The organism is Pseudomonas fluorescens, from assembly GCF_902497745.1.
GTDB classification, from domain to species: domain Bacteria; phylum Pseudomonadota; class Gammaproteobacteria; order Pseudomonadales; family Pseudomonadaceae; genus Aquipseudomonas; species Aquipseudomonas fluorescens_BM.
Window position 1 is genome coordinate 261,055 of the sequence record NZ_CABVHJ010000004.1, and the last position, 23,245, is coordinate 284,299.

Below are 23,245 nucleotides of genomic sequence, written 5' to 3' on the forward strand. Positions count from 1 at the left end.
CATCGATCCAATGTGGGAGCGAGCCTGCTCGCGAAGCGGTTGTCATGTTAAACAGAAATGTTGGCTGACAAACCGCTTTCGCGAGCGGGCTCGCTCCCACAGGGTTTGTGCCTAGACTGAAGCAATCGCCGGACTCGCCCCGTCTTGGGGCTGCTTAGGGATATCGACCATGCAATGGATGTTCATGTTGATCGGGCTGGTGCTCGGCTGGCTGCTCGACGAGTCGTTCAGTGCGGCGCTGTTGGGCGCGCTGCTCGGACTGGCTATCGGGCAGACGATCCGCATCGCGCGGCTTGGCTCGCAGGCGCTGGAGCAACAACGTCAACTTGAGCAGGCGAAGGTCGCTTTGCAGGGCGTCGAGCAACGCCTGTTTTTGCTCGAAGGCGCGCCCCTTCATGTTGCGCCGCCACCGACTTCGGCGCCGGCCGCCGAGCCTGTCGTAGAACCCGTCAAAGCCGCTGAAGAAGTCCCGGAACCCGAACTGGTCTGGGAACTGCCGCCCGAACTCGAACCGATTTCCGCCGTCGCCAGTGAAACCAGCCAACCGCTGCCCGCTGATGTGTGGCGCCTCGACGCCGTCACGCCGGAACCGCAAATACTTGCTGAACCCCGTGGCCCGAACCTCATCGAACGCGGCATCAGCGCCGCGCGTAACTGGCTGTTTGGCGGTAACACCGTGCTGCGCGTTGGCGTGGTGTTGTTGTTCTTCGGTCTGGCGTTTCTGCTGCGCTACGCCACCGAAGGCATGGTTGTGCCGATCGAGGTACGTTACGCCGGTGTCGCGGCAGCCGCGTTGGGCCTGCTGGCGCTGGGCTGGTGGCTACGGCGGCGCAACAGCAGTTACGCCTTGATGCTGCAAGGCACCGGGATTGCGGTGCTGTACCTGACGGTGTTTGCGGCGATGCGTCTGCACCCGTTGCTCGATCCGTCCGCAGCGCTGGGATTATTAGTCGCGGTGACGGTGTTCTCGGCGATTCTGGCGATCACCCAAGACTCGCTGGCGTTGGCTGCCGTCGCCGCACTGGGTGGATTCGCCGCACCGATCCTGACCTCGACCGGCGCCGGCAACCACGTCGCGCTGTTCAGTTATTTCGCGCTGCTCAACGCCGGCATTCTTGCCATCGCCTGGTTCAAGGCTTGGCGTCTGCTTAACCTGATCGGCTTCGTCGGCACCTTCGGCATCGGCTTCGCCTGGGGCCTGCGTTCGTATGCGCCGGAGCTGTTGTGGAGCACTGAGCCGTTCCTGATTCTGTTCTTCCTGATGTACCTCGCCATCGGCCTGATGTTCGCCCGGCGCAAATTGCTCGATATGCGCGATGCCCCGGCGGAAGGTGATCGCGAGGCGTTGCTGCACTGGTCGGCGCGCAAAGGCGATTATGTCGACGGAACGATGCTGTTCGGCCCGCCGATCATTGGCTTTGGTTTGCAGTTTGCGCTGGTGCAGCATCTGGAGTTTGCTGCCGCTTTCAGTGCGCTGGCGTTGGGCATGATCTACATGGCGCTGGCCAAGGTGTTGATGGGCGGGCGCGCGATGCTGCTGGGCGAAACCTGTCTGGCGCTCGGAGTGATTTTTGCCAGTCTGGCGATTCCGCTGGGACTGGATGCGCGCTGGACCTCCGCGGCATGGGCGGTAGAAGGCGCGGGGATTTTCTGGCTCGGTCTGCGTCAGCATCGACCATTCGCCCGGGCCTTTGCCTTGCTGCTGCAACTGGGGTCGGCGTTGGCCTTCCTCAGCCAATTGCGTATCGGCGAAAGCAGTTTGCTCGATGGTGCGCCGCTGGGCGCGTTGATGCTCGGGATTGCGTTGCTGTTCAGTTTCTATCAACTGCGCAAGGCTGCGCTGGAACAGGCATCGCCGTGGGAGCGCCAGGGCCTGCCAGTGCTGGCAGCTCTGGGCCTGACCTTCCTCTATCTGTTGGCGCCGCTGTTTTTCTTCGTGCAGGGCACGGCGATCAGTTGGGCGCTGGCTGGTTTGGTGACGTTGTTTGTCGGCCTGCGGATTCAATCGCGCACCTTCCTGTTCAGCGCGTTTGCCGTGCAGTTGCTCGGTGGCGCGTTATTTCTGTTGCGTCTGCAAGGGGCGGGTGAGGACTCGACGGCGGTGTTCAAGGCCGGTTGGAGTGGGCTGCTCAGTGCGTCGTTGATCGGTCTGGCATTGATCGCCGGCATGCTGGTAGCGGCTCGCGATGAAATGGTGCGCAGCGATGTGCGCCTATTGCGTGGTCTGTCGGTGGTGTTGCTGGCCGGCCTGGTGCTGATCAATCTGGCGGTGTTGTTTGTGCTGCCGTGGCAAACAGCGAGCGCGGTGTGGGCGGCCAGTGGCCTGCTGATCATCTGGCTGAGCCTGTACCTCCAGCAGCGAGTGAGTTTTGTCTTCGGTCTGCTGTTGCAGGTGATCGGCGGCGCGGCGTTCTTGTTCGCAGGCCCTGAGCTGCTCGGGCCTCTGTCCAGCGAAGGCGTGAAGCCGTTGGCCCATGGCGGATTCTGGACGCCGCTGGTGTTGGGCCTGGCTGCGATGATCGGTGCGTGGCGCCTGCAACTGGGCAATCACGCCTCGGCATTCGATGCGTTGAGTTTGCAGCGCTTGTCCGAGGTATTGCTGGTGTGGGGCGCGGGTTGGTGGGCGCTGGCTTGGATTAGCGAGGTACTGCGTTTTGCTGCTCCGAATCTGCAAGGCACGTTGCTGCTCTTGGTTGCAGCCGTAAGCGTGGGGTTGTGGACTGTGTTGTCGCTACGTTTGAATTGGCCGGCGCTGGGCTTGCTCTGCACCTTGCTGATTCCGGCGGCTGGTCTCGTGCTGCTCGCCGCATGGCATTCGCGTTATCACCCGGCGGCCGATTTCGGTTGGCTGGCGTGGGCGGTGGTGTTCGCCGTGCATTTCTTCAGTTTGCGACGCTTGGCGCCGATGCTGCCGGCGCGGGCCTTGAGCACGGCGCATGTGCTCGGTTGCTGGCTGCTGATCGGCGTGCTGGCGCTGGAATTGCGCTACGGTCTGCTGCTGTTGTCCGAGCAATACAACGCCTGGCGCTGGCTGGGTTGGGCGATTCTGCCGAGCCTTTATCTGCTGCTGGCGGCTGCACCGCGTAACTGGCCATGGCCGGTGGCGACGTTTGCCCGTGAGTACCGCTTGTACGCCGCGGCGCCGTTGGCAGTATTGATGCTGGCGTGGTTCTGGCTGGCCAATGGCGTCAGCGATGGCAATGCTGAACCATTGCCATACGTGCCGCTGCTTAACCCGTTGGAGTTGGGCCTGCTGTTTGCTTTGTTCGGCGTCTATGTGTGGTCACGCAGTGCGATATCGCAATTGTCGATTCGACAGGACTACGCCGATAACGCCACGCAATTGATTGCCGGGATTTCGCTGTTCGCCTTCTGCACTGCGCTGGTCACCCGCGCAGCGCATCATTGGGCTGGCATCCCGTTCGAGCTGGATACGCTGCTCGCCTCAATGCTGGTGCAGGCTGGCTTGTCGATCGTCTGGACGCTCATGGCGCTCGGGCTGATGATCGGCGGCCATCTGCGTCATCGTCGCGAAGTCTGGCTGATCGGCGCGGCGTTGATCGCACTGGTCGTGGCCAAACTGATTTTTGTCGAACTGAGCAACCGTGGCGGTCTCGCCCGGATCGTCTCGTTTATCGGCGTCGGTGTGTTGTTGCTTGTGGTCGGCTACTTCGCGCCGCTGCCGCCCAAACGCGTCGATGCTGACCCGGCGGCGGACAAACCGGTCCCGGACACCGAAGGAGTTTCATCTTGAGTCGCATGCGAAATCTGGGTTGGTTGGCGTTGGGCGTGGTGATGGCGGCCGGCGCTCAGGAAAAACCGGCGGACTTCGCCACGCAGGTGCCGTTGTCGGTCAGTGGCAACGGCCCGTGGTACCGCCTCGAATTGCCGTTGAGCGTGCAATTGCAGGCACGCCAGACAGATCTCAGTGACTTGCGGGTATTCAACGCCGCTGGCGAAGCGCAGGCCTACGCCTTGGCGCGCGAGTCGGCGCAGACCCGCGATGACGGCCAGTTGCACGAGGTGAAATGGTTCCCGCTGTACAACGCCGCCGACGCCAGTGAGCGCGCGCCGAATGTGCGCGTGCAATCGACCACCAGCGGCACGCTGGTCGAAGTGCAGCCGTCCAGTCAATTGGAGGCGGGTGAAGAGGTGCTGCGCGGCTGGCTGCTGGATGCCAGCGCGATCAAGGCGCCGTTGCAGCAATTGATCCTCGACTGGACCAGCGAGCGCGACGGCTTCCAGCGTTTCAGCATCGAGGCCAGCGATGACTTGCAGCACTGGCAGCCGTGGGGCGAAGGTCAGGTCGCACGACTGACCTTTTCCGATGAGCGCATCGAGCAGCATGAGGTGACGTTGCCGGGGCAATCGGCGCGTTATGTACGGCTGTTGTGGGAGTCGCCGAACTCGGCGCCGATTTTGACGGCGGCACAATTGAAAAGCAGTGATCCGCGCGATTTGCCGCTGCCATTGGTCTGGTCGCAGGCATTGGCCGGCAGCAGCACCAAGGCCGGGGAGTACACCTGGCAGTTGCCGATGGGTCTGAATGTCGAGCGCGTGCAGGTTGAGCTGAAACAGCCGAACAGTCTGGCGCCGGTGACATTGGCGGGGCGACGTGAAAGCAGTTTGCCGTGGCAGGAGTTGAGCAGCGGTTTGCTCTATCGCCTGACGCAGAATGGCCAGGATGTGGTGCAGAACGAGTTGCAGCTCTACGGGCAGACCGTGCAGCAGATGAAGCTGACGGTGGATGAACGTGGCGGTGGTCTGGGCGAGCAGGCGCCAAGCGTGAAGTACGCGGTGCGAGCCACGCAGGTGATTTTCCTCGCCCGGGGAGAGGGGCCGTACAGTTTGGCATTGGGTAATCCGACGGTGAAAACGGCGAACTTGCCATTGGCGACGCTTATTCCGGACTTCAAACCGGAGAAACTGGCGGCGTTGGGTAAGGCTGCGGTCCAGGGGGAGGTGGTGGCTACGCAGACTTCCACGGCGACAACGGCGGCAGTGACTGAGACCAATTGGAAGAAGATCGGCTTGTGGGCGGTGTTGTTGTTGAGTGTGGTTTTTCTCGGGGCGATGGCGTTTAGCTTGTTGCGCAAGCCACCGACCAACACCTGAGAATGGCTGTCGCTGCGCGCCATTCGCGAGCAGGCTCGCTCCCACACTGGATGTGTGAACGACGCAGATCCAATGTGGGAGCGAGCTTGCTCGCGAAGGCGGCTTCTCAATCAATACATATCCCAAGCTGATCACCTTCGTCCGATTTCCAACTACGCTAAACCCGCTACCTGAACTCTCCACCCACATTCACGTCTCATGCAGGCAATTACACCCCAACGCACGTTACCGGGCGTCTTCGCTCGCTACGGTTTCAGACTCCCTGTAAACTGCGCGGGTTTTTAGCCCCCCATTCCACCGGAGCCGTCCATGTCCCGCGTTACCCTGAGTCGCTATTTGATTGAGCAGACCCGCAGCAATAACACTCCTGCCGATCTGCGTTTCCTGATCGAAGTGGTGGCGCGTGCCTGCAAGGAAATCAGCCACGCCGTGTCCAAAGGCGCCCTGGGTGGTGTTCTGGGCAGCATGGGCACTGAAAACGTCCAAGGCGAAGTGCAGAAGAAACTCGACGTGATCTCCAACGAGATCCTGCTCGAAGCCAACGAATGGGGCGGTCACCTGGCCGGCATGGCGTCCGAAGAAATGGACAATGCCTACCAGATCCCGGGTAAATACCCGAAAGGCGCCTACCTGCTGGTATTCGACCCACTGGACGGTTCGTCGAACATCGACATCAACGCCCCGGTCGGCACCATCTTCTCGGTACTGCGTTGCCCGAACGAATACCTGAGCCAGAACGAGCCGCTGAACGAGAAAGCGTTCCTGCAGCCAGGCACTCAGCAAGTTGCCGCCGGTTATGCAATCTACGGCCCGCAGACCATGCTGGTACTGACTCTGGGCGACGGCGTCAAAGGCTTCACCCTCGACCGCGAAATGGGCAGCTTCGTGCTGACCCACGAAGACATCACCATTCCTGAATCGACCCAGGAATTCGCCATCAACATGTCCAACCAGCGTCACTGGGAAGCCCCGGTACAACGCTACGTGGGCGAGCTGCTGGCCGGTGAAGAAGGTCCGCTGAAAAAGAACTACAACATGCGTTGGGTTGCAGCGATGGTCGCCGACGTACACCGCATCCTGACCCGTGGCGGTCTGTTCATGTACCCGCGCGACAGCCGTGAGCCTTCCAAGCCAGGCAAACTGCGTCTGATGTACGAAGCCAACCCGATGTCGTTCCTCGTGGAACAAGCGGGCGGCGCGTCCACTGACGGTCACCAGCGCATTCTCGACATCCAGCCTGAAGGCCTGCACCAGCGCGTAGCGGTGTTCCTCGGTTCGAAAGAAGAAGTTGCCCGCGCTACGGCCTACCACAAGGAATAAATCATGACCGCGCCTTGGCAGCCGTTGCTCGATTGGTGGTTCGGACATGCCGAATCACCGGATGAGATTTCGGCTGACAAGGGCAAGTTGTGGTTTGGCAAGCGAGACAGCCAAGACCTCGAAGCGCGTGAGCGCTTCGGGGTCTTTGTCGATCAGGCCCTGGCCGGCGAATTGATCGCGTGGACGCAACGTCCCGAAGGTTGGCTGGCGGTAGTGCTACTGCTCGATCAACTGCCGCGAATGATCTTTCGCGATACCCCTAAAGCGTTCTCCGGCGATCTGCGCGCGCAGAAACTTGTCGCGCAAGGCATTGCGGCGGATTTTGATCGGCAGTTGAAACCGATTCAGCGTGTGTTTATTTATCTGGTGTTTGAGCACTGCGAGAATCTTGCGGTGCAGAATGAGGCGGTTTCCCGGTTTATCGAACTGGTGGCTGAACAGCCGGAGACGGAGCGGGCGGTGTTTGCCGATAACCTGGACTATGCCGAGCGGCATCGAAAAGTGATTGCGCAGTTTGGCCGGTTTCCGCATCGCAATGCGGTGTTGGGGCGGGAGTCTACGGCTGAAGAGTTGGTGTTTCTTTCTGAGCCGGGGTCGCGGTTTTAAGGGCTTGCCCTCTCCCGGGGGGAGAGGGGACTGACCGAGGTGGATGTTGTAGGTACATCGACTTGAGAGACCTGAGTCGAACTCAGGTTTTGAAAGGCTTGAAGATCTGCTCCCTTTCCCCCTCGCCCCCTGGGGGAGAGGGCTGGGGTGAGGGGGTAAAGCCCTTGATCTTAAATGCGGAAACTACCCACCAACTGCTTCAACCGCGCCGCCTGCTGCTCCAGATCCGAGCACGCCCGCAACGTCGCTTGCAAGTTCTCCACACCTTCCTGATTCAGCGTGTTGATCTCGTTGATATCGACATTGATCGACTCGACCACAGCGGTCTGCTCTTCAGTCGCAGTCGCCACCGACTGGTTCATCCCGTCGATCTCGCCGATACGCTGAGTCACGCTGCCCAGACGTTCGCCAGCCTGATTGGCGATGCCGACGCTGCTTTCGCTCTCGCGCTGGCTCTCGGTCATGATGCTGACTGCCTGCCGCGCGCCGACTTGCAGCTCTTCGATCATCTTCTGCACTTGCTGCGCCGAATCCTGAGTGCGGTGGGCGAGGTTGCGGACTTCATCGGCAACCACGGCGAAACCACGACCGGCTTCACCGGCACGCGCCGCTTCGATCGCAGCATTGAGTGCCAGCAGATTGGTCTGCTGGGAAATGCTGGTGATCACTTCGAGAATCTGGCCGATGTTCACCGTGTTGCTGTTCAGGGTTTCGATGTTACCGCAGGAATCGCTGATCTTCGCCGACAGTTGCTGCATGGCCTGAATGGTTTTATCCACGACTTGTTGACCGTCGACTGCGAGGCTGCGCGCATCGCTGGAATGCTGCGAGGCGAGGGCGGCGTTCTGAGCGATTTCCTGTGCGGCGGCGCCGAGTTGGTTGATCGCCGCGGCCACACTGTTGGTGCGCGAGGCTTGCTGGTCGGAGTTGTACATCGACGAGTTCGACGCTGCGACGACGCGCAGGGCGACTTCGTTGACCTGGCCGGTGGCCGAGGACACTTCGCGGATCGAGGTGTGGATACGCTCGACGAAACGGTTGAACGAGGTGCCCAGTGCGCCGAACTCGTCGTTGCCGTGGATCACCAGACGTTTGGTCAGGTCGCCTTCACCTTCGGCGATGTCATGCATCGCGCGGCCCATGGTCAGCAGTGGTTGCATCAGCACGCGGATGAGCATGCCGAGCAGGGCGATGATGATCACCACGGCAATGACCATGGCAATCAGCGCCGAGGTGCGGAATTCGCTGAGCATTGCGAATGCGGTGTCTTTATCGAGCACCAGCGCCACGTACCAGTCGGCCGACGGCACGCCGTTGACGCGGGTGAAGGAGATCAGCTGGGTCTTGCCGTCGAACTCGACTTCTTTCAGGCCCGGGCTGACTTTCGGCGCACCGTTCGGATAAGCCTCGGCGAGGGTCTTGAGCACCAGTTTGCTGTCTGGGTGGATCAGGATCTTGCCATCGGCGCTGACGATGAACGCGTGACCGTGACCGCCGAAGTTCAGCGAATTGATGATCGCGCTGACGCTGGTCAGATCGATGTCAGCACCGGCGACGCCGAGCATCTGGCCCTGACGTTGCACCGGAGTGGCGACGGTGATCACCAGTTTGCCCGAGGACGCGGCGATGTACGGTTCGGTGACGATGGTTTGCTGCGCGCTGTTCGCTGCTTTGTACCAGCCGCGTGCGCGTGGATCGTAGTCCGGCGCGCGGTTGCCGGCTGGCACTGAGAACATCACGCCGTCGGCGCCGCCGAAATAGCTGAGCTGGAAATTGCCGGTGTAGGCGGGCAAGTCGATGATGCGTTTCAGGCTGGCGGGAGCGTTACCGTCGACGGCCACTTGCTGCGACAACGATTGCAGCAACTGAATGCGGCTTTCCAGCCAGGTCTGGATGTTGCTGGTGGTCAGGCTGCCCAGCTCCTGCATCGAGGCTTCGGTGCTGCTGCTCAGGGCTTCGCGCTGTCGATAGTCGTTGAAGAAAATGAAACAGGCGAACGCAACGGCCACCACGAGGGCGGCCGCCAACAAGATCTTGTGGCTGAATTTCATGTTTCTGGTCATCGAATGAACTACCGCGAAGGGGCTGGTCAAGAAAGGGCGGCAATTTGCCACACTCGGGGGCTTTGCGCTGCTCTTATTTCGACCGCGGCGCGCCAAAGATTAGGCGTCTTTGGCGAAAGGCGACGAAATGCTCAATAGCCCTACAAAGTGTCTGATTTACCGGCAAATGCCAGACGGGCGGGCTAATAAATAGCCATTCCCCCACGGAACCAGATGAGGGTTTTCTCTTCTAAGCTTCTGGTTGGCACCATGCCATCCCCCCCTCGTTCCAGGAGTTACACCATGTCGCTGCGATCTCTGGCCCTTCTGACGTTTTGCGTGCTGCTGGCCGCATGCAGCAAGGTCAATCAGGAAAACTACTCGAAGCTCTCGGCCGGTATGGCCAAGGCCGAAGTCGAGACTCTGCTCGGCAAGCCCACCGATTGCTCGGGCGCGCTCGGCATGTCCAGTTGCACCTGGGGCGACAAGAACAGCTTTATCAGCGTGCAGTACGCTGGTGACAAAGTGCTGATGTTTTCCGGCCAAGGCCTGAAGTAAACCGGGGCTTCGCGCCCACGGAGAAGAAAAATGAAGCGGTTATTGCTGATCCTTTTTGCCGGCCTGGTACTGGCCGGCTGCGCCACTTCCGGCGTCGACCCGTTGGCGCCGAAGACCGTCAACAGCGTCAATCTCAAGCGTTATCAGGGCACCTGGTATGAACTGGCGCGCTTGCCGATGTACTTCCAGCGCCATTGCGCGCAGTCCGAAGCCCATTACACCCTCAAGCCTGACGGTAATGTTGCGGTGCTCAATCGCTGCCTGACCCCGGACTGGCAGTGGGAAGAGGCCAAGGGTACGGCTTATCCACAGGTACCGGGCAAGACCGATAAACTCTGGGTCGAATTCGATACCTGGTTCTCGCGTCTGATTCCGGGTGTGGCGAAAGGTGAATACTGGGTGTTGTACGTCAGCGATGACTACAAGACCGCCATCGTCGGCGATCCGAGTCGCAAGTACATGTGGTTGTTGTCGCGCACGCCGACCGTCAACGGTGTGGTGCGTGAAGAACTGCTGAGCAAGGCGCGTCAGCAGGGCTATGACACCACGCGATTGATCTGGCGCGCGTCGGATCGGCAGATGGCCAAGACCTCGAATTAAGCATCGCCACCAATCAAAATGTGGGAGCGAGCTTGCTCGCGAAAGCGGTGTATCAGTCAACATTTCAGTCGACTGATACGGCCTCTTCGCGAGCAAGCTCGCTCCCACATTTTTGTTTTGTGTCAGCCTAAAAGATCGCGCAGGACCTGGGTGAAGGCGCGTGCACTGTCCTCTTCCCCTGCATGCCGACCATCACGCACCACCCACCGGCCATTGACCAACACATCGCGCACCTGACGATCGCCACCGGCAAACAACCAGCGATTCAAAATCCCGTCGCCATTGGCCGTCGCCAGATATGGATCGCTGCCATCGAGCACAATCCAGTCCGCACGCTTGCCCACTGCCAAAGCACCAATCGGCTGTCCCATCGCCTGCGCACCGCCATCCAGCGCTGCGTCATACAGTGTGCGTCCAACCATCGGCTGATCCGCGCCATACAAACGGTTACGGCGCTGATCGCGCAGGCGCTGGCCGTATTCCAGCCAACGCAGCTCTTCCACCACGCTGAGCGAGACATGGCTGTCGGAACCGATGCCCATGCGTCCGCCCTGGGCGAGGAAATCCACCGCCGGGAAAATCCCGTCGCCCAGGTTCGCTTCAGTGGTCAGGCACAGTCCGGCAATGGCGCGACTCTTGGCCATCAGCGTGACTTCTTCCGGGTTGGCATGGGTCGCGTGCACCAGGCACCAACGCTGATCGACTTCGGTGTTCTCGTACAGCCATTGCAGCGGACGCCGACCGCTCCAGCTCAGGCAGTCATCGACTTCTTTCTGCTGTTCGGCGATGTGAATATGCACAGGGCATTGCTTGTCGCTGGCCGCCAAGACTTCGCTGATCTGCTGCGGCGTGACCGCGCGCAACGAATGGAAGCACAGGCCCAGCGACTGCGCCTTTTGCTGCGCCAGTAACGGCTGCAAACGAGCTTGCAGATTCAGGTAGTTTTCGGTGCTGTTGATAAAGCGGCGCTGGCCATCGTTGGGCGTCTGGCCGCCAAAACCGGAGTGGCTGTAGAGCACCGGCAGCAAGGTCAGACCGATGCCGCTTTCACTCGCCGCCTGACTGATGCGCAACGCCAGCTCAGCCGGATCGGCATAAGGCTGGCCATTGCTGTCGTGGTGCACGTAATGAAATTCGGCGACCGAGGTGTAACCGGCCTTGAGCATTTCGATGTACAGCTGACGGGCAATGACGCCGAGCTGATCCGGGCTGATTTTTCCGACGAGCCGATACATCAGATCGCGCCACGTCCAGAAACTGTCGTTCGGATTGCCAGCCACTTCGGCCAGACCCGCCATCGCCCGCTGGAAGGCGTGGGAGTGCAGATTAGGCATACCCGGCAGCAGCGGGCCGCTCAGCCGTTCGGCGCCATCTGCGGTGGAATCGGCCTGGATTTGGGTCAGCAAGCCGTCGGCGCTGACTTCAAGACGTACATTGTTGGCCCATCCATTAGGCAGCAGCGCGCGTTCGGCAAAGAAAGCGGACATGGTTCAGCACCCCATCGTGTGTTATTTGTATATACATATACAGACGTTTGCCTGCCCGGTAAACTCCGGCAAGCTAGCCACTTTCATCCAATGAACAGGGATCCACCGTGCCGACTCCGCCTCCAGTCTCCCCGTTGGCCGCGAACATGGGCGACAGTCCGGCGCCCTTGTACGCCCGCGTCAAACAGATGATCACCCAGCAGATCGACAGCGGAAACTGGCCGCCGCACTACCGCGTGCCGTCCGAGAGCGAGCTGGTCAATCAACTCGGTTTCAGCCGCATGACCATCAACCGCGCGCTGCGCGAAATGACCGCCGACGGTCTGTTGGTGCGCATGCAAGGCGTCGGCACGTTCGTCGCCGAACCGAAAAGCCAGTCCGCGCTGTTCGAAGTGCACAACATCGCCGACGAAATCGCTTCCCGTGGTCATCGCCACACCTGCCAGGTCATCACGCTTGAAGAAGAGGCCGCCGGTTCCGAGCGCGCGCTGGCGCTGGACATGCGTGAAGGGCAGAAGGTCTTCCACTCGCTGATCGTGCATTACGAAAACGATATTCCGGTGCAAATTGAAGACCGCTTCGTCAACGCGCTGGTCGCCCCGGAATACCTAAAGCAGGACTTCACTCTGCAAACGCCTTACGCCTATCTCAATCAGGTCGCGCCACTGACTGAGGGCGAGCACGTGGTTGAAGCGATTCTGGCCGAGCCCTCCGAGTGCAAGTTGCTGCAGATTGAAAAAGGCGAGCCGTGTCTGCTGATTCGTCGCCGCACGTGGTCGGGGCGTCAGCCGGTTACTGCGGCTCGGCTGATTCACCCGGGTTCCCGTCATCGTCTGGAAGGGCGGTTCCATAAATAGAGAGCATAAATGAGTCAGGTGAAGGTTTTACGCGCTGAAGGTTACCCGCGCATGCCGTGGAAAAACGGTGGTGGCAGCACTGAGGAAATCACTCGTGATGCCGGTGCCGGTCTGGACGGTTTCGGCTGGCGCCTGTCGATTGCCGACATCGCCGAGTCGGGCGGTTTTTCGACCTTCGCCGGTTACCAGCGGGTGATCACCGTGTTGCAGGGTGACGGCATGACCCTGTGCGTCGATGGCGACGATACGCGGCCGCTGTTACCGCTCGACCCGTTTGCTTTCAGCGGTGAAAGCCAGGTGTCGTGCACGCTGCTTGGCGGCGCAATTCGCGACTTCAATCTGATCTACGCGCCGCAGCGTTACAGCGCGCGGTTGCAGTGGCTGGACGGTGAGCAGCGGCTCTTCAGTTCGGCGGGGACGGTGTTGGTGTTCAGTGTCAGTGAGCTGTTGGACGTACAGGTCGGCGACACTGAATCGCAACTCGGTCGCCATGATTGCCTGCAATTGGACGGTAACGCCGGGTTGGTCGAAGTCTCCGTCAATGCGGGTTGCTGCGTCATTGAACTGACTGCACGCTGATTCCGAAATCTTAAAAGATCGCAGCCTTCGGCAGCTCCTACATTGGGATTGATGTACGCCCTGTAGGAGCTGCCGAAGGCTGCGATCTTTTGCTTTTGGGGTGTTCCCAACCCACGCACCAACTTGTTACCGAACGCCCCAGCGTGGCGCAAAACCACGCTCACGTAACAAAGTCCCGTCGCCCTAAATCATCCCCACGAAAAATTTCATCCACGCCCGAACCCTTGATTCAGGCGCTCTCCAGCCCTGGCCGCAATTTTTCTTGAACGACCCTCCAACAAGTTGGCCGCTTGATTGCATATGCTTGTATGTACAAGTAAAGACGTATGCGTATGAGTCGCTTGAGACTCTCCGCAGCGTCCACTGATTCGCTTGTCGCGCATCGAAGCGCACAGGCTGCTTGCCCACTGCCAGGGTTGGTTTGAATTGATCGCTGAGGAGTCTTTTTCGTGACTGACAATAAGCCTACAAAGTTTCGCAACGTTGAGATCCGTGCCGCCCGCGGCAACAAGCTGACCGCCAAGAGCTGGCTGACCGAAGCGCCGCTGCGCATGCTGATGAACAATCTCGACCCGGAAGTCGCCGAGAACCCGAAAGAGCTGGTTGTCTACGGTGGTATCGGTCGCGCCGCGCGTAACTGGGAGTGCTACGACAAGATCGTCGAAAGCCTGACCAACCTGAACGACGACGAGACCCTACTGGTGCAATCCGGCAAGCCGGTCGGCGTGTTCAAGACCCACAGCAACGCCCCGCGCGTACTGATCGCCAACTCCAACCTCGTACCGCACTGGGCGAGCTGGGAACACTTCAACGAACTCGACGCCAAAGGCCTGGCCATGTACGGCCAGATGACCGCCGGCAGCTGGATCTACATCGGCAGCCAGGGCATCGTGCAAGGCACCTACGAAACCTTCGTTGAAGCCGGTCGCCAGCACTACAACGACAACCTCACCGGCAAGTGGGTGTTGACCGCTGGCCTCGGTGGCATGGGCGGCGCACAACCTCTGGCGGCAACCCTGGCCGGCGCTTGCTCGCTGAACATCGAATGCCAACAAGTGAGCATCGATTTCCGCCTGAAAAGCCGTTACGTCGATGAGCAAGCCAAAGACCTCGACGACGCCCTGGCGCGCATCGATAAATACACCAAGGAAGGCAAGGCGATCTCCATTGCCCTGCTGGGTAACGCCGCAGAAATCCTCCCGGAACTGGTCAAGCGTGGCGTGCGCCCGGACATGGTCACCGACCAGACCAGCGCCCACGACCCGCTCAACGGTTACCTGCCTGCCGGCTGGACCTGGGACGAATACCGCGCCCGCGCCAAGACCGAACCGGCTGCTGTAATCAAAGCCGCCAAACAGTCGATGGCCGTGCACGTCAAAGCCATGCTGGAATTCCAGAAGCAAGGCATTCCGACCTTCGACTACGGCAACAACATCCGTCAGATGGCGCAGGAAGAAGGCGTCGAAAACGCGTTCGATTTCCCGGGTTTCGTACCGGCCTACATCCGTCCGCTGTTCTGCCGTGGCATCGGCCCGTTCCGCTGGGCTGCACTGTCAGGTGATCCGCAAGACATCTACAAAACCGACGCCAAGGTCAAAGAGCTGATCCCGAACGACGCGCACCTGCACAACTGGCTGGACATGGCCCGCGAGCGCATCAGCTTCCAGGGTTTGCCGGCGCGGATCTGCTGGGTCGGCCTGGGCCTGCGCGCCAAGCTCGGTCTGGCCTTCAACGAAATGGTCCGCAGCGGCGAGCTGTCGGCGCCAATCGTGATCGGTCGCGACCACCTCGACTCCGGCTCGGTCGCCAGCCCGAACCGCGAAACCGAATCGATGCAGGATGGCTCCGACGCCGTGTCCGACTGGCCACTGCTTAACGCACTGCTCAACACCGCGAGTGGCGCGACCTGGGTTTCCCTGCACCACGGCGGCGGCGTCGGCATGGGCTTCTCGCAGCACTCGGGCATGGTGATTGTCTGCGACGGTACGGACGAAGCGGCCGAGCGCATTGCGCGCGTGCTGCACAACGACCCGGCCACCGGTGTCATGCGTCACGCCGATGCCGGCTACCAGATCGCCATCGACTGCGCCAAGGAACAGGGCCTGAACCTGCCGATGATTACCGGTAAATAAACGCACAACCCTGTGGGAGCGAGCCTGCGCGCGAATGCGGTCTGTCAGCCAGCCACATGTTGAATGTGCTGACGCCTTCGCGAGCAGGCTCGCTCCCACAGTAGTGCGCAAGACGCGCAGTGAACTCGAATAACAATCCACAGAGGTTGAATCATGGCTGTCAACACCGATCGTGCAAGCAACAAACCGTTGATCGAAAGGCGTTCGATCGACTACATCCCGGAAGCGGAAAGACACGGTCGTCTGTTTAGCCAGTTCACCCTGTGGATGGGCGCCAACCTGCAAATCACCGCGATTGTCACCGGGGCCTTGGCCGTGGTGCTGGGCGGTGATGTGTTCTGGTCGTTGATCGGTCTGTTGATCGGTCAACTGCTCGGCGGTGGGGTGATGGCGCTGCATGCCGCGCAAGGACCGAAACTGGGCCTGCCGCAGATGATTTCCAGCCGTGTGCAGTTTGGCGTTTACGGTGCGGCGATCCCGATCGTGCTGGTGTGCCTGATGTACCTGGGTTTCACGGCGACGGGCACCGTGCTGTCGGGCCAGGCGCTGGGTCAGTTGTTTGGCGTCAGCGACAGCGTCGGCATCCTGATTTTCGCCAGCGTCATCGTACTGGTCACGGTGCTCGGTTATCGGGTGATCCACTGGATCGGCCGTGTCGCCAGCGTCATTGGCGTGGTTGCCTTCGTGTTCTTGTTCTGGCGGCTGATGAGCCAGACCGACGTCGGCGCACTTCTGCAGATCCGTCATTTCAGCTGGAGCAGTTTCCTCCTCGCGGTGTCGCTCGCGGCCTCTTGGCAGATCGCGTTCGGCCCTTACGTGGCTGACTATTCCCGTTACCTGCCGAGCAATACCTCGGCGGTGAAAACTTTCTTCGCCGCCGGTGCCGGTTCAGTGGTCGGCGCGCAAGTGGCGATGATCCTCGGCGTGTTCGCGGCGGCTTCGGCCAACGGCCAATTCGCCGGTCACGAAGTCGCCTACATCGTCGGTCTGGGCGGCACCGGTGCCACCGCTGCGCTGCTGTATTTCAGCATCGCATTCGGCAAGGTGACCATCTCGACGCTGAACTCCTACGGCAGCTTCATGTGCATCGCGACCATCATCAGTGGTTTCAAAGGCCATCTGACCGTTACGCGTATGCAGCGTCTGGTGTTTGTGCTGGTGATCGTCGGTGCGGCGACCTTGATCGCCTTGCTCGGTCAGCACTCGTTCCTCGGTGCGTTCAAGTCTTTCATCCTGTTCCTGCTGGCGTTCTTCACCCCGTGGAGCGCGATCAACCTGGTGGATTACTACTGCATCACCCGTGAGCGTTACGACGTGCCGGCACTGGCCGATCCGAACGGACGCTACGGTCGCTGGAACCTGCTCGGTATCAGCGTCTATGTGTTCGGTGTGCTGGTGCAGCTGCCGTTCATCTCCACCAAGTTCTACACCGGCCCGCTGGTGGCGGCCCTCGGTGATGTGGATATTTCCTGGATCATCGGCCTGTTGCTGCCGGCCGTCGTCTACTACGTGTGCGCAAAAAAATGGCACAGCGCGGTGCCCGATCAACTGATTCTGCCGGTCGAGCAGAACAGCGTTGTACAACCTAAAACAAGTGGGGCCGGCCGCGCTGCGGCGCAGGCCTGATTGGACGTGGACAGGGCTGGATGCCTCTTGACTGCCGTAAGCCAATTCATGATTAGGAGCGTCACAACAATGAAATCGAACAAGACCCTGCTGACCACATTGCTGTCCATGGGCCTGTTGGCCAGTGCCGGTGCAACGCAAGCCGCCGGCTGGTGCGAATCGGGCAAACCGGTGAAGTTCGCCGGCCTGAACTGGGAAAGCGGCATGCTGCTGACCGATGTTCTGCAAGTGGTGCTGGAAAAAGGTTACGACTGCAAGACCGACAGCCTGCCGGGCAACTCCATCACCATGGAGAACGCCCTGAGCAGCAACGATATTCAAGTGTTCGCCGAAGAGTGGGTCGGCCGCAGCGAGGTCTGGAACAAGGCCGAGAAAGCCGGCAAGGTCGTCGGTGTCGGCGCTCCGGTAGTGGGCGCGGTGGAAGGCTGGTACGTGCCGCGTTACGTGATCGAAGGCGACGCCAAGCGCAAGCTTGAGCCGAAAGCCCCGGACCTGAAAAACATCGCCGATCTGGGTAAATACGCCGCCGTGTTCAAGGATGCTGAAGAGCCGTCCAAGGGCCGTTTCTACAACTGCCCGGCCGGCTGGACTTGCGAGCTGGATAACAGCGAAATGCTGAAAAGCTACGGTCTGGAAAACAGCTACACCAACTTCCGTCCGGGCACCGGCCCGGCGCTGGATGCTGCGGTGCTGTCGAGCTACAAGCGTGGCGAGCCGATCCTGTTCTACTACTGGTCGCCAACCCCGCTGATGGGCCAGGTGGATCTGGTCAAACTCGAAGAAAAACCCGGCGTCGACAAGACCGTGAGCATCAAGGTCGGTCTGTCGAAAACCTTCCACGACGAAGCCCCGGAACTGGTCGCCGTGCTGGAAAAGGTCAACCTGCCGATCGATCTGCTGAACCAGAATCTGGGCCGCATGGCCAAGGAACGTATCGAGTCGCCAAAACTGGCGAAAATCTTCCTCAAGGAACATCCTGAAGTCTGGCATGCGTGGGTCAGTGCAGACGCAGCCAAGAAAATCGACGCGGCGCTGTAGGTCGATACCTCCCGGTCAACCGTGAGGCTGGCCGGGAGATATGCCGTAAACGCTTGATTGAGATTGCTGATTGAGAGCCGCTTATGTTTCCCGAAAGCTTTACCTTTTCCATCGCCGACTGGGTCAACGGTTGGGTCGATTCGCTGGTGACCAACTACGGTGATGTGTTCCGCCACATCTCCGACACCCTGCTCTGGGCCATCGTCAACCTCGAAGGCCTGCTGCGCGCAGCGCCGTGGTGGTTGATGCTGGCGATCGTCGGTGTCGTCGCCTGGCATGCCACGCGCAAAGTCGTGACCACGGCGGTCATCGTCGGTCTGCTGTTCCTCGTCGGCGCCGTTGGCCTGTGGGACAAGCTGATGCAGACGCTGGCGCTGATGATGGTCGCGACGATCATTTCGGTGCTGATCGGCATTCCGCTGGGGATTCTCTCGGCGCGCAGCAATCGCCTGCGTTCGGTGCTGATGCCGCTGCTCGACATCATGCAGACCATGCCAAGTTTCGTGTACCTGATTCCGGTGCTGATGCTGTTCGGTCTGGGCAAGGTCCCGGCGATTTTCGCCACGGTGATCTACGCCGCGCCACCGCTGATTCGCCTGACCGATCTGGGTATTCGCCAGGTCGACGGCGAAGTCATGGAAGCGATCAACGCGTTCGGCGCCAACCGCTGGCAGCAGCTGTTCGGCGTGCAACTGCCGCTGGCCCTGCCGAGCATCATGGCCGGGATCAACCAGACCACCATGATGGCCCTGTCGATGGTGGTGATCGCCTCGATGATCGGCGCCCGTGGCCTCGGTGAAGATGTGTTGGTGGGGATTCAGACCCTCAACGTCGGACGAGGCCTTGAGGCCGGTCTGGCGATCGTGATTCTCGCAGTGGTCATCGACCGCATTACTCAGGCGTACGGTCGGCCACGGCATGAGGTGAGCAAATGAGCAACGCAACCGTGAGCAAGATCGAAGTCAAAAACGTCTTCAAGATTTTCGGCAACCGCGCCAAAGATGCGCTGGCCATGGTCGGCCAAGGCAAGACCAAGGATCAGGTGTTGAGCGAGACCGGTTGTGTGGTCGGCGTTAACGATCTGTCGCTGAGCATCGGCACCGGCGAGATCTTCGTGATCATGGGCCTGTCGGGCTCGGGCAAATCGACGCTGGTACGCCACTTCAATCGCCTGATCGACCCGACCAGCGGCGCGATCCTCGTCGACGGCGTCGACATCCTGCAATACGACATGGATGCCCTGCGCGAATTTCGCCGGCACAGGATCAGCATGGTGTTCCAGAGCTTCGGCCTGCTGCCGCACAAGTCCGTACTCGACAACGTCGCCTACGGCCTGAAAGTCCGTGGCGAGAGCAAGCAAATGTGCTCGGAACGCGCGCTGCACTGGATCAACACCGTGGGCCTGAAGGGCTACGAAAACAAATACCCGCACCAGCTCTCCGGCGGCATGCGTCAGCGTGTCGGCCTGGCCCGCGCCTTGGCGGCGGACACCGACATCATCCTCATGGACGAAGCGTTCAGTGCCCTGGACCCGCTGATCCGCGCGGAGATGCAGGATCAGTTGCTGGAGCTGCAGAAGACTCTGCACAAGACCATCGTCTTCATTACCCACGACCTTGATGAGGCGGTGCGTATTGGTAACCGCATTGCGATTCTCAAGGATGGGCGGCTGATTCAGGTCGGTACGCCGAGAGAGATTCTGCATTCGCCGGCGGATGAGTATGTCGACCGGTTTGTGCAGCGGCGGGCGGCGGTGGTTTAACAGACTTGCGGTGATGCGGCCGGCCCCTTCGCGAGCAAGCTCGCTCCCACAGGAGACCGCATTCCAATGTGGGAGCGAGCTTGCTCGCGAAGGGGCCGGCAGAGCTGCATCAATATTACGGTTGAGGTTTTAGATGTCCCAGGCTGAAAAAATCGTTATCACCGGCGCCCCTCTGCGTTGGCAGGACGTGGTCGCCGTCGCCCGTCACGGTGCCCAACTTGAGCTGTCCAGCGACACTTGGGCGTGCATCGAAAACGCGCAAGGCATCGTCCAGCGCATCGTCGAAAGCGGCGAGCGTGCCTATGGCGTCAACACCGGTCTGGGCGGTTTGTCCAACGTCTCGCTTAAAGACGAACAACTCAGCCAGCTCTCGCGCAACACCTTGCTCAGCCACGCCTGCGGTGTCGGTCCGGTACTCGCCGACGAGCAGACCCGCGCGATCATCTGCGCGGCGATTCACAATTACAGCCACGGCAAATCCGGGATCCATCGCCGGGTCGTCGAAGCGCTGCTGGCGCTGCTCAATCGCGGCATTACCCCGCAGGTGCCATCGCAAGGTTCAGTGGGCTACCTGACGCACATGGCGCATATCGGCATCGCGCTGCTTGGCGTTGGCAATGTCAGCTATCGCGGCCAGGTTATTTCCGCACAACAGGCGTTGGCCGAGGAAGCTCTTGAGCCAGTGCGACTCGGCGCGAAGGACGGTTTGTGCCTGGTCAACGGCACGCCGTGCATGACCGGCCTCAGCTGTCTGGCGATTGCCGATGCGACGCGGCTGCTGCAGTGGGCCGATGTCATCGGCGCCATGAGTTTCGAAGCCCAGCGCGGTCAGATCGATGCGTTCGATGCCGAGATCATCGCGCTGAAACCACACCCGGGCATGCAGCAAGTCGGGATCAATTTGCGCGCATTGCTCGACGGCAGTGAAGTGATCGCGTCGAGCAAAGGTATTCGCACTCAGGATGCGCTGAGTATCCGTTCGATCCCGCAGGTGCACGGCGCTGCACGGGATCAACTGGAACATGCGATCAAACAAGTCGAAACCGAACTCAATGGCTGCACCGATAACCCACTGTTGCTCGGTACGCCGGACAACTTCCGGGTGATGTCGCAAGCCAACCCGCACGGCCAGTCAGTGGCGATGGCGGCGGACCTGCTGGCGATTGCCATGGCCGAAATCGGTTCGATTGCCGAGCGTCGTCTCGATCGTCTGGTGAACCCGCACGTCAGCGGTTTGCCTGCATTTCTGGTGGCCAATCCGGGGGTGAACTCCGGGATGATGATCGTGCAATACGTCGCCGCATCGCTGTGTGCGGAAAACCGCCAATTGGCGCAACCGGCGGTACTCGACAACTACATCACCTCGGGCCTGCAGGAAGACCATTTGAGCATGGGCACCAACGCCGCGCTGAAGCTGCATCGTGCGCTGGAAAACTGCACGCAGATCCTTGCGATCGAATACTTGCTGGCGGCACAGGCGTTTGAATTCCTCAAGGAACAGCGCTTTGGCGTGGGCACTGACCGTGCGTGGCGACTGCTGCGCGAAACGGTTCCGGCCTACGATCAGGATCGCTGGCTGGCGCCGGATATCGCCGCCGCCGCGAACGTTTTGAAAAACCCGAATTCGCTGCACAACGTTCTATCGAATTTGCACTGAAAAACTACCCTGCCAGCGTGCCAAGGCGCCGGATGCCCACAAGGCTGAAAGCGACGGATAACGGAATGCTCCGGAGCGAATGGCAAGTTAATAACAAACTCTCAAAAGGAGCATTTAAATGACTGCGCTGAACCTGATTCCCGGCCAACTGAGCCTGGCCCAACTGCGTGACGTCTACCAGAACCCGGTCAAGCTGACGCTCGACAACAGCGCCTCGGAGCAGATCGAAGCCAGCGTTGCTTGCGTCGAGCAGATCCTCGCCGAGAATCGCACCGCTTACGGCATCAACACCGGTTTTGGCCTGCTGGCCTCGACGCGCATCGCCAGTGAAGACCTGGAAAACCTCCAGCGTTCGCTGGTGTTGTCCCACGCTGCGGGCGTGGGTCAGCCGATCAGCGATGAGCTGGTGCGCCTGATCATGGTGCTCAAGGTCAACAGCCTCAGCCGTGGTTTCTCCGGTATTCGCCGCGTGGTGATCGATGCGCTGATCGCGCTGATCAATGCCGAGGTCTATCCGCACATTCCGCTGAAAGGTTCGGTAGGTGCATCGGGTGATCTCGCACCGTTGGCGCACATGTCGCTGGTGCTGCTGGGCGAAGGCAAGGCGCGTTACAAGGGCGAGTGGATGGAAGCCGTTGAAGCGCTGAAAGTTGCTGGCCTGACGCCGCTGACTTTAGCGGCTAAAGAAGGTCTGGCGCTGCTCAACGGTACTCAGGTTTCCACCGCGTTCGCGCTCCGCGGTCTGTTTGAAGGTGAAGATTTGTTCGCTGGCGCACTGGCGCTGGGCGGTCTGACGGTTGAAGCGGTGCTGGGTTCACGCTCGCCGTTCGATGCGCGCATTCACGCGGCGCGTGGCCAGAAAGGTCAGATCGATGCGGCTGCGGCTTATCGTGATCTGCTCGGTGAGCGCAGCGAAGTGTCCGACTCGCATCAGAATTGCGAGAAGGTTCAGGATCCGTACTCGCTGCGTTGCCAGCCGCAAGTCATGGGCGCCTGCCTGACCCAGTTCCGTCAGGCCGCTGAAGTGCTTGCGGTTGAAGCCAACGCCGTTTCTGATAACCCGCTGGTCTTCGCCGCTGAAGGCGACGTGATTTCCGGCGGCAACTTCCACGCCGAGCCAGTGGCCATGGCCGCTGACAACATGGCCCTGGCCATCGCCGAAATCGGCTCGCTGAGCGAGCGCCGCATCTCGCTGATGATGGACAAGCACATGTCCCAGCTGCCGCCGTTCCTCGTCGCCAATGGCGGCGTGAACTCCGGGTTCATGATCGCGCAGGTGACTGCAGCCGCACTGGCCAGCGAGAACAAGGCGTTGTCCCATCCGCATTCGGTGGACAGTCTGCCGACCTCGGCCAACCAGGAAGACCACGTTTCCATGGCGCCTGCGGCTGGCAAGCGGTTGTGGGAAATGGCTGAAAACACCCGTGGGATTCTCGCGGTGGAATGGCTGGCGGCGGTGCAGGGGCTGGATCTGCGTAACGGCCTGAAGACCTCGGCGAAGCTGGAGCAGGCGCGGGCGATTCTGCGTAAGGAAGTGCCGTTCTACGAGAAGGACCGGTTTTTTGCTCCGGACATCAATGCGGCGACTGAGTTGTTGGCTTCGCGGTGTTTGACGGAGCTGGTTTCGGCAAAGCTTTTGCCTAGTTTGTAAGTGGACTGTCTGGGGGATTTTTGTTGTTCAGGACATCGATCCCCCTCACCCCAGCCCTCTCCCCCAGGGGGGAGAGGGGGAAGGGAGCCGATTTTCGTGGTTTTCAGAGCCTGAGTTCGGCTCAAGAGTTTCAGGCCGGTGTACCTCGACAGAACAACCCGGTCAGTCCTTCTTCTCCGGGAGTGAGAGGGGGAAGTGAGCCGATCCTCGTGGTT

General features: G+C 60.5%; 17 protein-coding genes and 1 pseudogene. 15 read left to right on the plus strand and 3 right to left on the minus strand.

Going from position 1 to position 23,245, the window contains the following annotated elements; translation table 11 throughout:
• The first annotated feature begins 169 nt into the window (after positions 1-169).
• The 4 genes from F8N44_RS08385 (at position 170) to F8N44_RS08400 (ending at position 7,041) form a co-directional block, all read left to right on the plus strand.
• Complete coding sequence (locus F8N44_RS08385) at positions 170-3,754, plus strand: DUF2339 domain-containing protein (RefSeq protein ID WP_150649989.1); 3,585 nt, start codon at positions 170-172, stop codon at positions 3,752-3,754.
• Positions 3,751-5,115, plus strand: coding sequence for a DUF3999 domain-containing protein (locus F8N44_RS08390; protein ID WP_150649990.1), 1,365 nt, complete (start codon positions 3,751-3,753; stop codon positions 5,113-5,115). Before F8N44_RS08385 ends, F8N44_RS08390 begins: the two co-directional genes overlap by 4 nt.
• 309 nt (positions 5,116-5,424) lie before the next feature.
• On the plus strand, positions 5,425-6,435 hold the full coding sequence (locus F8N44_RS08395; RefSeq protein WP_007909265.1) for a class 1 fructose-bisphosphatase: 1,011 nt from the start codon (positions 5,425-5,427) through the stop codon (positions 6,433-6,435).
• Between the two features lie 3 nt (positions 6,436-6,438).
• Positions 6,439-7,041, plus strand: a complete 603-nt coding sequence (locus F8N44_RS08400) for a DUF924 family protein (RefSeq protein ID WP_150649991.1) — start codon at positions 6,439-6,441, stop codon at positions 7,039-7,041.
• A gap of 170 nt (positions 7,042-7,211) precedes the next feature.
• Here the strand turns inward: F8N44_RS08400 and F8N44_RS32145 are convergent, their stop codons facing one another.
• Together F8N44_RS32145 and F8N44_RS32150 are read right to left on the minus strand one after the other, a co-directional pair.
• Positions 7,212-7,976 carry a methyl-accepting chemotaxis protein gene (locus F8N44_RS32145; protein ID WP_371920137.1) on the minus strand — a complete coding sequence of 255 codons (765 nt, stop codon included), beginning with the start codon at positions 7,974-7,976 and terminating at the stop codon, positions 7,212-7,214.
• 93 nt (positions 7,977-8,069) lie between these two features.
• Positions 8,070-9,104, minus strand: a pseudogene (locus F8N44_RS32150) (cache domain-containing protein); the annotation flags it as partial.
• A gap of 282 nt (positions 9,105-9,386) precedes the next feature.
• On the opposite strand from F8N44_RS32150, the gene F8N44_RS08410 reads away from it, so the two are divergent.
• Both F8N44_RS08410 and F8N44_RS08415 read left to right on the plus strand, forming a co-directional pair.
• Positions 9,387-9,641: a hypothetical protein gene (locus tag F8N44_RS08410; protein WP_064388903.1), complete on the plus strand. Its 255-nt coding sequence runs from the start codon at positions 9,387-9,389 to the stop codon at positions 9,639-9,641.
• Positions 9,642-9,671: 30 nt separating this feature from the next.
• Complete coding sequence (locus F8N44_RS08415; RefSeq protein ID WP_122609145.1) at positions 9,672-10,241, plus strand: lipocalin family protein; 570 nt, start codon at positions 9,672-9,674, stop codon at positions 10,239-10,241.
• Between the two features lie 122 nt (positions 10,242-10,363).
• Here the strand turns inward: F8N44_RS08415 and F8N44_RS08420 are convergent, their stop codons facing one another.
• Complete coding sequence (locus F8N44_RS08420) at positions 10,364-11,728, minus strand: formimidoylglutamate deiminase (RefSeq protein ID WP_150649993.1); 1,365 nt, start codon at positions 11,726-11,728, stop codon at positions 10,364-10,366.
• A gap of 146 nt (positions 11,729-11,874) precedes the next feature.
• On the opposite strand from F8N44_RS08420, the gene hutC reads away from it, so the two are divergent.
• The 9 genes from hutC to hutH all read left to right on the plus strand — a co-directional run bounded on the left by hutC (position 11,875) and on the right by hutH (position 23,030).
• Positions 11,875-12,585 (plus strand): histidine utilization repressor, encoded by a 711-nt coding sequence (gene hutC / locus F8N44_RS08425; protein ID WP_163013658.1) that lies wholly within the window; start codon positions 11,875-11,877, stop codon positions 12,583-12,585.
• Positions 12,586-12,594: 9 nt separating this feature from the next.
• Positions 12,595-13,164, plus strand: coding sequence for a HutD family protein (locus F8N44_RS08430; protein ID WP_150649994.1), 570 nt, complete (start codon positions 12,595-12,597; stop codon positions 13,162-13,164).
• Between the two features lie 449 nt (positions 13,165-13,613).
• Positions 13,614-15,296, plus strand: a complete 1,683-nt coding sequence (gene hutU, locus F8N44_RS08435) for a urocanate hydratase (protein WP_150649995.1) — start codon at positions 13,614-13,616, stop codon at positions 15,294-15,296.
• Between the two features lie 153 nt (positions 15,297-15,449).
• Positions 15,450-16,922: a purine-cytosine permease family protein gene (locus F8N44_RS08440; protein ID WP_150649996.1), complete on the plus strand. Its 1,473-nt coding sequence runs from the start codon at positions 15,450-15,452 to the stop codon at positions 16,920-16,922.
• A 69-nt stretch (positions 16,923-16,991) separates the two neighbouring features.
• Complete coding sequence (locus tag F8N44_RS08445) at positions 16,992-17,960, plus strand: ABC transporter substrate-binding protein (protein WP_150649997.1); 969 nt, start codon at positions 16,992-16,994, stop codon at positions 17,958-17,960.
• Positions 17,961-18,043: 83 nt separating this feature from the next.
• On the plus strand, positions 18,044-18,895 hold the full coding sequence (locus F8N44_RS08450) for an ABC transporter permease (protein WP_007949591.1): 852 nt from the start codon (positions 18,044-18,046) through the stop codon (positions 18,893-18,895).
• Entirely contained in the window at positions 18,892-19,722 is an 831-nt protein-coding gene (locus F8N44_RS08455; RefSeq protein ID WP_150649998.1) for a quaternary amine ABC transporter ATP-binding protein, read from the plus strand. The genes F8N44_RS08450 and F8N44_RS08455 overlap by 4 nt, the downstream gene beginning before the upstream one ends.
• Positions 19,723-19,855: 133 nt before the next feature.
• Positions 19,856-21,379 (plus strand): HAL/PAL/TAL family ammonia-lyase, encoded by a 1,524-nt coding sequence (locus F8N44_RS08460; RefSeq protein ID WP_150649999.1) that lies wholly within the window; start codon positions 19,856-19,858, stop codon positions 21,377-21,379.
• A gap of 118 nt (positions 21,380-21,497) precedes the next feature.
• On the plus strand, positions 21,498-23,030 hold the full coding sequence (gene hutH, locus F8N44_RS08465; protein ID WP_150650000.1) for a histidine ammonia-lyase: 1,533 nt from the start codon (positions 21,498-21,500) through the stop codon (positions 23,028-23,030).
• Positions 23,031-23,245: the final 215 nt, after the last annotated feature.